Annotated in this window: 9 protein-coding genes; 3 read left to right on the top strand and 6 right to left on the bottom strand. The window is 58.1% G+C overall.

Going from position 1 to position 8,904, the window contains the following annotated elements:
* The 3 genes from MU551_RS23000 to MU551_RS22990 all read right to left on the bottom strand — a co-directional run.
* Window positions 1-264, bottom strand: a 264-nt coding sequence (locus tag MU551_RS23000) for a hypothetical protein (RefSeq protein ID WP_247048892.1), incomplete at its 3' end; no start/stop codon positions are given.
* A gap of 307 nt (window positions 265-571) precedes the next feature.
* Window positions 572-988, bottom strand: coding sequence for a GNAT family N-acetyltransferase (locus MU551_RS22995; protein WP_247048891.1), 417 nt, complete (start codon window positions 986-988; stop codon window positions 572-574).
* Window positions 989-1,376: 388 nt separating this feature from the next.
* On the bottom strand, window positions 1,377-1,901 hold the full coding sequence (locus MU551_RS22990; protein ID WP_247048890.1) for a hypothetical protein: 525 nt from the start codon (window positions 1,899-1,901) through the stop codon (window positions 1,377-1,379).
* 229 nt (window positions 1,902-2,130) lie between these two features.
* Between MU551_RS22990 and MU551_RS22985 the strand changes: the two genes are divergently transcribed.
* The gene (locus MU551_RS22985) at window positions 2,131-2,850 is read left to right on the top strand and encodes a DJ-1/PfpI family protein (protein WP_247048889.1); all 720 of its coding nucleotides are present in this window, start codon (window positions 2,131-2,133) and stop codon (window positions 2,848-2,850) included.
* A gap of 237 nt (window positions 2,851-3,087) precedes the next feature.
* On the opposite strand, the gene MU551_RS22980 is transcribed toward MU551_RS22985, so the two are convergent.
* The 3 genes from MU551_RS22980 to MU551_RS22970 all read right to left on the bottom strand — a co-directional run bounded on the left by MU551_RS22980 (window position 3,088) and on the right by MU551_RS22970 (window position 5,617).
* Window positions 3,088-3,390, bottom strand: a complete 303-nt coding sequence (locus MU551_RS22980) for a winged helix DNA-binding protein (protein WP_247048888.1) — start codon at window positions 3,388-3,390, stop codon at window positions 3,088-3,090.
* 802 nt (window positions 3,391-4,192) lie between these two features.
* Complete coding sequence (locus MU551_RS22975; protein ID WP_247048887.1) at window positions 4,193-4,771, bottom strand: GNAT family N-acetyltransferase; 579 nt, start codon at window positions 4,769-4,771, stop codon at window positions 4,193-4,195.
* Between the two features lie 261 nt (window positions 4,772-5,032).
* On the bottom strand, window positions 5,033-5,617 hold the full coding sequence (locus MU551_RS22970; RefSeq protein WP_247048886.1) for a GNAT family N-acetyltransferase: 585 nt from the start codon (window positions 5,615-5,617) through the stop codon (window positions 5,033-5,035).
* Between the two features lie 408 nt (window positions 5,618-6,025).
* Here MU551_RS22970 and MU551_RS22965 point away from each other — a divergent pair, with 408 nt between their 5' ends.
* Entirely contained in the window at window positions 6,026-6,505 is a 480-nt protein-coding gene (locus MU551_RS22965) for a GyrI-like domain-containing protein (protein ID WP_247048885.1), read from the top strand.
* A gap of 226 nt (window positions 6,506-6,731) precedes the next feature.
* A complete protein-coding gene (locus MU551_RS22960; protein WP_247048884.1) occupies window positions 6,732-7,307 on the top strand; it encodes a recombinase family protein in 576 nt (191 codons plus the stop codon).
* Window positions 7,308-8,904 lie beyond the last annotated feature (1,597 nt).

Genomic DNA, 8,904 nt, shown 5'->3' with positions numbered 1-8,904 from the left:
GTCCACCCTGACTTGCCAGAGTTTGCCTGTGCCGTGGCTGCTGGCCCGGGTTGCCCAGCTGAGCGAGGCGTCGTTAAGGACCAGAAGGGCCGCCGCGGGCAGCTTCCCTTGCCGATTAAGGGACCGGAGCCTGGCCAGGGCCAGTGCGAGGCGCTTTTGTTCACCGGAACCTAAGATGCCCGGGGTTGGCATCCTTCCGTGTTCCAGGAAGTAAGCCGCTATCTGCTGGGCAGATTCGGTGGATGTGCGGGGCCTTGGGCTCATGTTCACCTCACCATCCCTGCCACCCCGAACCAATTTTCTGGCTCGTGATCGTCATGCTAGTCAGGGCGAACAGGGCATGTGAAGCGAGGCGAGTACTCGTCTTTTAAGCTGCTTCCGCTGGGCCTCATTCCGCAGAGGGTCAACCGACCTGCCTCACCTCTCAGAGCGCACCCACACGCGACCACAAACGGAACCCTGAACGCGACCGTTTACCGGGGCTGCTAGCGACGGAGCGCCTCCTAGTCTGATTCCCCTGGAACTGACGCTAGCGAGTAGGTTAGCTGTCTGGAGGCTTCGACTTCCTTATCTAGGTAGGTTCCACCAGCCGGAACATACCGGTCATGTCTCCGGTAGTGAATGCCCGGCTCGAATAGACATCTTTTGCTTGCGCCGTGCTGAATAGTCCAACGAATGCAGTCGATGGGGCGGTCTGCGCGACCTGCAACAGGAGTCGATCGATGATCGCTTGGCCCACTCCTTGGCCTTGGTACTCGGGAATTACTGCTACGTCCTGGATATAGAAGTACTTCACTCCATCACCGACAAGGCGTCCCATGCCGACGACCTGCTGGCCGGCCACTGCAACAACTCCGGAAACAGACCCCTCCAAGGAGGAAGGAAGAGTTCCCCAGTCAAAAGCCCCGGACCACCCCACGGCTTCGGCTATGCGACGATGCTCCTCGTAGGTGGCAACGCGATCAGCGATGATGATGTTCTCGGCCATCTCGAAAGCATACCCATCGGCATGTGTCGCCGACGGTCGAACTGGCGCATACCATCCGGCCCTCCGAGTGTAGAACCGGTTGTTTGTTGGCACTCCGCCAGCCTGTGAGTGGATTGGGAATTCAGCACCCCGGGTGATGTCGTGGTGGATGTGGCATGGTGCGAGTGGATTGTATGGATGCATCACGCAGCCGGTGTTACGTCCCTCTCAGGGTTCCACCAGGCGTACGGGTCGGTTCTCCCATGGCCAGTGCGTCAGGCAGCCATGATCAGCCGCTGTTTGTGGCTCCAAGAATTCAGTAAGCGATTGGACCCTGTGGGCGGGGGTGCTGCGTTATGGGAGGACCGGGCAATGGTGACTGCCCGCTGGGCTGAGCACTGAATGGATGTCAGGCCACACCTGCCTCACCGGCAATTAAGGTGCCTAGTGGAGGAGGCTTGCAAGCAGTTCGTCGTCCCATGTCTGGGCTTCGATCATCGTTCGGGCCCTCGGCTTCCGCCGGAGTTCCAGTCCTGGTGTAGACCTCGCCCCGGTACGGTTTCCCATCGCCATACCGCATGGCGGGGAACAGGTCACCGTACGTGAAGCTGATGACCCGGGGGTGGAAAGCGTCAAGGGGAATCGTCAGCTCCCTGCCGTCGCGGTACCACTGCCTGATCCAGTCGCACGAGCCCAGCGTCATGTAGTGCGGACGGGGTCTAGTCGGCGTCCCGCCCTTGCGGATGAACAGCTCTCGCGCCTGCTCTTCGACTTGTCTTCGGATGGTCAGGTAGTCCTCGGAGCGGAGGCTCGCGAAGACGTCCCCTCGCTCCCGGAGTCTCGCCTGAACGGCCTCGGCCTCTTCCTGGGTTAGGTCCGACAGGTTCTTGAAAGGCCCGCATTCGTGCTCGTAGTAGTGGTGCCGGGACGGCATGGTGGCAGTTTAGTTGGCCCTGGCATGGCCTTCCGTCCTAGACGCTCCCTCTTTGGTGAGAGGAAGCGTCTGGTTTGTAGCCTAGTTACTTCCCTTGAATGCGATCGAGAACTCTCGGCCACGGTCACCAGGAAAGATCGTCGGGGTTTTTCGCGCTTGTAATTCGCGAGATCGGTTATTTAGGATAACGATTTCCTTGATGGCATCTTCATGCTTTAGGGTCGACCTCGTGCCCAAAGACGAACCGCTCCGTATCGTTATTCCTCTGTTTCCGAACGTGACCCAGCTCGACCTCACAGGTCCGGCACAAGTGTTCGCAAACTATCCAAACACAGAGGTCCATCTGGTCTGGCACACCTTGGAGCCGGTGGAAACAGATTGTGGGTGGAGCATCGTGCCGACCACAACCTTCGAGACGTGCCCTCCGGCTGATGTGCTGTTCGTCCCCGGGGGACAGGGCGCATTTGAATTGCATGACGACCCCGTGGCCATTGAATTCCTCCGCCGCAACGCCGACGGAGCCCGATGGGTCACCTCAGTATGTACAGGCTCTTTTGCCTTGGCAGCGGCAGGACTCCTGACGGGATATCGTGCGACAAGTCACTGGGCCTCCTTGAGTATGCTAAGTATGTTTGGAGCCACTCCCGTTCGCGAACGCGTCGTCATCGATCGCAACCGGATAACCGGCGCCGGTATCACGTCGGGGATCGAGTTCGCCTTCGTCCTGGCCGCCCAGCTTTTCGGCGACGAGCGCGCGAAGATCATCCAGCTGTTCCTTGAGTACGACCCCCAGCCTGGGTTCGATGGCGGGAACCCGTGGACAGCCGACCCTGAGCTGATTAGCAAGCTGACGGCGGAGGTGCAGGGCAGGCGCCTGCCGTTAGTACAGCAAGCAGTGGACAGGATGAATCCCGTTGGTTTGGAAGATCCAGCACCCACTCGTGTGTGAGCGTCCGGTAATGGTTCGGCTTACGGGCACCAAGGGGTGACATTTAGCGCTGCTAAAACGCCAACACGTATCCCTGCGATTCACAGCCTTGCCTGCCGAGGGTGGCCTCGTATTCCTCCCGGAGAGAGGGTTCGGCCTGGACGGCAAGGTGGAGGTGGTATCTGACGGTGCTCTCGGCTATGCCGGCTTCGGGGCGATCTTCGGTGAGGGGATGCCCTGCCGGTACATCTGCACCCACTAAGGGTGCGGGGTGTCAGGGGGCAGTTTCCGGGGGCTGTGGTCGGCTGCTCGCATCTTGCGGAGAGCATCGATCTCGGTTCGGTTGATTTCTGCGGCTTGTGCAAAGAAATCCGTGGCAAAGGTGATTTGGTCCTCGCTGAGGGTCTCCAGGTAGTCGTTCCAGCGCTGGGCGATTCGGGAGTAGGCGGGGCCTATTCGTTCCATCAGTGGCGCTGGGACTGGCGTCACGATCACGCGGCGCCGGTCGGCGAGGTCGCGAGTCCGGGTGACATATCTGGCACGTTCCAATCGGTCGATCATCGCGTTGATAGCGCCGCCCCCTGCGCTGAGCCCGATTGTGCGGCAAGCTCTCCGGGCGTTGCGGGTCCGGTGTTGAGCGTCAGCCCGACCGTTTGGAGGTCTGTGCTGTTGAGCCCGGCCGATGGCGGTCAATGCCTCCTCCAGGCCCGATTCAGTCCCGTCACCCACCCAGCCACATGCCCGTCCGGCAGTGTGAAGGTGGCCCGCAAGGCTACGTCTACAGATTTCCTTTGCCAAGGGAAAACCATTCATTCCGCCCCTGGATGCTCCCCGTATGCCCTCCTGGAAAACTGCCCGGTAAGGGGGTGCGACAAACGGAACCGACCGAGCTCCTAGGTGTCTTTTGTATTGAAAGACAAAAGACACCTAGGAGCTCGGTGGTGTCTTTTGTATTGAAAAACAAAAACTTTTCAAGACGCCGACCAGTTCGCCGACCAAGTGGGGGAATGGGCTGGACTGCCGGGGTTCTGAATGTCGCACAAACGCATCTCATCGTACGCGTCAGCTGGCGAGTCAATAGCGACCGTTTTCGGACCCGTTTGGTTCAGAGGATAAGACCACAGAGCGCGTGGATCCGGCGATCTTCTGTTGGTCAATTGGATTCAAGCATCGTTTCTGACCAGGAGGCGGGTGTCCGTTGGAGGACCCCGAAAGAACTCGAGCATTTGCTGAATGGGCACTGGGAAGGTCATTCGAAGAATTCTGACGCTGCTTCCGCAATAGTCCACTGGTCTCTCCTGTGCCGCAGGCCGTCGAGCCTTTAAAGCCAGAACGACGGCGCTTCCAGGTGATCCGTCGGCTCTTAAGAGCGGAGGCCGACAGCGTCGTTGGCCCAAAACGGCCAAGCGTAGACGATCGTGCCTGTCATCCAGGCCTCATAGTCAGGAAGCAACAGGATCTGGAATGCTGCGTCCGGGATGCGAAGCGAGGGCTTCCTGAAACCTAGCGGGCCTGCAGGACGAAATCCGAAGCGTGAATAGTAGCCGGGATCTCCCTCGAGCAGAATAAACGGCGACCGTGCTTCCGTCGCAGCCTCAATTGCCCACTGCATGAGACCAGCACCTATTCCGGACCCTTGATGATGGGGATCAACGGCAAGAGGGCCGAGCACGGGAGCAGGCGCGAGGCGCCGTTCCGAGTCCAGCAGGCTCGTTGTGAGCATCACGTGGCCGACGACGCCGGAGTCGTTCTCGGCCGCAGCTGAGAACCCGCCCTGTTCCGCAATCGTTGGGCGCAGCTCCTCCACGAGTGCATTCACAGTCTTCCCATAGTCTCCAAAAGCGGCGCTGTGGAGACGCTGGATCTGGTAGGCGTCATCAACGCGCTCTGCTCGGATAATCGCCATCTTTGCGTATTCCTCCGGTTCGATCTCGGTGGCCACGGTTCAGCTCTGCATGCGAAGTACACTCCCAAAGCTCCGTGCGGTTCGCGCGGCAACAGGCCGCCGTTGTTATCAATGCAACCATTAACAGCCCGCGCGGGGAAATCGTTGTCCCGCGGCTGTGGATCAGCACGTCTCCCGATGGCTGAGCGCCCGCTTGGCAGGGGAAGCGCGGGTGTCACGTATGGTCTCCGGCAGTTGTGTGGAGCATGCCAGAAACGACCGGTTCTGATCTGAATAGCTGGCAGTCTCTACGCCCCGCTACCGTAGGTCGTGTCGGACAAACTCCTCTTTCGTAAGTCCGAACAGCCATTCGTCCAAATATTGCCCGTTCATATAGATAACCTGCCGGCGGGTGCCTTCTTGGAGACAGCCGAGTTTTTTCAGCATCCTGGCCGAGCCCTCGTTGCCCTCGAGGACTTGGTCGTTGAACTTGTTGAGCCTTCGTTCAAGAAAGGCATACTTCAACAGAATGATCATGGCTCGAGTGCCATAACCCTTCCCTCGGCGCTCTTTGTTTATCACCATGCCGATGCTAAAAGTCCCGTTCCGCTCGTCAATGCTGTTTAAGTTGATGCCGCCTACCGCGTCACCGGCTGAATCTTCGATTGTGAACATGATGCGTCCATTTGCTGAGGAGAAGTGCGCGTTTTCTTCCGCGAACTTCTTCGACGCTGAGATTGTGGGAGGCAGCTCTACAGCCGCTTCGAGTAATCGACGACCTACGGTGTCGAACTTGCCGACGTAGTCGTCTTCCCAATCGTCAGGCTGGATGGCTCGTAGTCTGACTACTTCGTCCTGCCAGAAGTAGTTGCTGAAATCTGTAGCTCGGGTTTGCTTCTCCATTGCCTACGATCCTTATCAAAGTCGCCCCACCCGATACCGGTCGAGGTACTCATCGGCTAGGTGGACGCATTCCTTGCCCGCCCTGCCATGTGGCAGATCCTGGCAAAGGCCCCAGCATCCCGATGCTGTTCCCACGCCTACAAGAGACTGCTTGGTCAAATGGTACCCGTGCCTTGGGCGGCGCCGAGGTGAAATGGTGGCCGCGGATCTCTGCGTCAAAAACGAACGTTCTTGGACAAGCAGGTCGTGGCCAATCGGTCGTGGGATCCGAAGGTTTGTCGTGGCCAGGTGGTATGAATCAGAAAGCAGTCAGGGGGACCTTCAAAAGATTGTCTTCGCCAGCATCAATGACTGCTTCTAACAATGTGCTAGTTCAGGGATCCATTACAGGTCAGGCTAGGAATCATCATGAGTTCAGTTGCAACGTTCGAATGTGAAACAGTCAGTAGAGAATTCCAGTTCGTTGGACAGTGTGCGACTGGCAACTTCCCTGCGTCCTTTCCGGAGACCGCGATCAAGGTGCAGACCGCCTTCGTTCCGAGACGATCAGAAATATCCGGGGTGATCAACCCCGAGATCCTCTACAGCCCCTACATGTGCAACGGTCCTGTGGCAACGTACTTCGCCTGCTCCGAGGTTGAAGAAATCAAACAGGTTCCCGCAGGGATGCTGGGGTTCAAGGTGGCCTTCACGGACTACGCGAAAATCAGTTGCTCCAACAAGACCGTCGGGGAAGGGTACTCCAAGCTCTTTGAATGGATCCAGAGCCAAGGCCACACGCAGAAGAGCGGCTACAACTCAACACCAATTGAGATTTACTACTTTGAGGATGATGTTGAGGAAGAAGTAGTGGAGTTGCTGATCCCAATCGAGGAGTCTGTCCGATAGCTGACCGGAACGTTCTGCTTCGGCCGAGGTGCCTGGACAGAACTGGCATGCTCAAAAACGACCGTTTTTGACTAGTCTTTTCGGCTTGCCGAACAGCGTCCACAAAAGGGGCTTGTTTGGGGGCTATTTTTGGTCAGAACCCGTTCCCGGTATCTAAGCCGGTCAGAGCCTGTGTGTGAGCGTTTTTGACGTGTTTTTTTGTGGTGTTGAGAAGAAGGTTGGTTCTTTGAGTTCGAACGTCATTGGTTATGCCCGGGGCAGCACTCGTGAGCAGTCCTTGGATGCCCAGGTTGATACGCTTGTGAACGCCGGCGCTATCAAGGTGTTCATGGAGCATGCCTCGGGTGCGACGCAGACGAGGGCGAGGTGGCAGGACTGTTTGGAGCATCTTCAGCCGGGGAACGTACTGGTTGTCGCCGATCTGACCAGGCTTGGGCGGAGCACGGCTGACCTCTCTGACATCGTAACCGTTCTGGGGCGGCGGGGGATAGCATTCCGTTCCCTAGCCGAACCCTGGCGAGACACGACAAGTGCGCACGGAAAGCTGATCTTCGACATGTTCGCCTCCCTGGCGGAGTACGAGCGTTCCCGGCTGTCAGAACGAACGAGGGCAGGGCTCACGGCCGCCAAAGCGAGGGCGACTGGGCGTCGGGCCGCCAGTGATGACGCCGGCCAAGCTGGAGGCCGCAAAGGACTCAGAAGCCAGCGGAAGAAGCTCGAAGAGATCGCAGGGACACTGAGCGTGAGCATGTCCTCTCTGACCAGGGCACTTGGGCCACGCCCGGCTAAGCCTGCTGTATAGACGCTATGAGTTGACCGTTTCCGGAAAGCTGTCTCAGCACGGGCCGCGGGACCCCCGACTCTCGGAGTAAATTCTGGGACGGCATCGTTACGTTCGACTTCACGGAAATTGTCGGTTCCGAAGTCGGCCGAACCAGTTCGGCACTAATTAGTAGGGAACCGGCCGCAAAAGCATCGAGGGGACTGACCTTTGTCCCCTCCGACTTTGTCGTGCGAGCCTTGCGTTTTACATTCAACCAAGTCCCTAGGCGATGTTCTTCCCAAGCCCATGCGTGCTGAGTAGAATCACCCGCACGAGCATGTAACAGGCTTGGAGGTAGCAGACCTGACTGGGCAGCGTCACGGTATGCACCGGCTCCGTGACATCTGCGACCTGTGAGAACATTCGAGAGATTGAGGTACGCGATGCGCAAGAAATCGCTACTAGGTGCTGCCGTGTGTACGGTGGCTCTGATTGGAATGCAGTCCGCTCCCGCCTTCGCTGCAGGACAGGTGGAACGAGGCCCAGAACACGCCAATTCCATTTGTTCGTTCTCGGGGCTCAACGATGTGCCAAACGATCCAGTTGAGGGCGGAAGGGTCCAGTCGTACGGACAAATCGTTGCCGCCGGGCATAAGGCTGCAGTTCCGAGTCCAGGCCTACTCTGCAATGGGCATTTGTTCCCCTACCCCGAAGCCTTCCACGAGGAAGGACCTTAGCAACCAAGCCGAGTTGGCCCTTAGTCTAGGGGCCAATCCGTGGCCGATATCTGGACCTGTTCCCAGTCCCGTAGCTACCAATTTCCGGTCTCCGCGGGAGCACATTGCCGTTGTAATTGGTTTGTGGCGGAAGGCCCCGGTGCACGGATTGAGGGCGGGATCGTAAAGGAAAATGTACTTGAAAGGACCGATTCGATGTCCCGGTTGATCTGGTCCGGTCTCGTAAACTCGAAGTCATAAATACGTCTATGTAGTGTGCAGATCGAAGGTCCGTCGACCCCCCAATCGGCGGACCTTTCTTCTTGCCTGTCTGTGACTTGCCCTTCTTGGATGGTTTCCGCGGCCACACAATAAGAAAGTCCCCAGCGTTGGCGCCGAGGACTTTCCGATCCAAAGAAGCAACAGCCAGGGAAAGCTGCCACACAAATATTGTTGCTCCTATCCAGACTTTCTGAAAGTGATCAACCCGTTTTTTGGCCTAGGCAGGCTGTCCCGCTCCGTGGAATCGTCGACTACGTGTTGGCTGCGTCATGCACCCTGGCGGACGGCGCAATAGGCCATTTGTGAATTGCTTGCCAGCAGAAGATCTGAGAATTGAGCAGGTTGGTTGACCCTCTGCGGAATGAGGCGCAGCGGAAGCGGCTTTAAAGACGAGTACTCGTCTCGCTTCACATGCCCTGTTCGCCCTGACTAGCATGACGATCACGAGCCGAAAACTGGTTCGGATTGGCAGACATGGTGAGGCGAACATGAGCCCAAGGCCCCGCACATCCACCGAATCTGCCCAGCAGATAGCGGCTTACTTCCTGGAACACGGAAGGATCCCAACCCCGGGCATCTCAGGTTCCGGTGAACAAAAGCGCCTCGCCCTCGCCCAGCTCTGGCAGGTCAGGGTAGAT

Origin of the sequence: Arthrobacter rhizosphaerae (assembly GCF_023062595.1) — a bacterium.
Classification (GTDB): domain Bacteria; phylum Actinomycetota; class Actinomycetes; order Actinomycetales; family Micrococcaceae; genus Arthrobacter; species Arthrobacter rhizosphaerae.
This window is presented reverse-complemented; position numbering and strand designations above follow the sequence as displayed.

Coding starts and splice junctions, on each gene's coding strand:
- MU551_RS22965 (WP_247048885.1), top strand. CDS start 6,026: ATGAGTTCAGTTGCAACGTTCGAATGTGAAACAGTCAGTAGAGAATTC.
- MU551_RS22970 (WP_247048886.1), bottom strand. CDS start 5,617: ATGGAGAAGCAAACCCGAGCTACAGATTTCAGCAACTACTTCTGGCAG.
- MU551_RS22980 (WP_247048888.1), bottom strand. CDS start 3,390: ATGATCGACCGATTGGAACGTGCCAGATATGTCACCCGGACTCGCGAC.
- MU551_RS22995 (WP_247048891.1), bottom strand. CDS start 988: ATGGCCGAGAACATCATCATCGCTGATCGCGTTGCCACCTACGAGGAG.
- MU551_RS22990 (WP_247048890.1), bottom strand. CDS start 1,901: ATGCCGTCCCGGCACCACTACTACGAGCACGAATGCGGGCCTTTCAAG.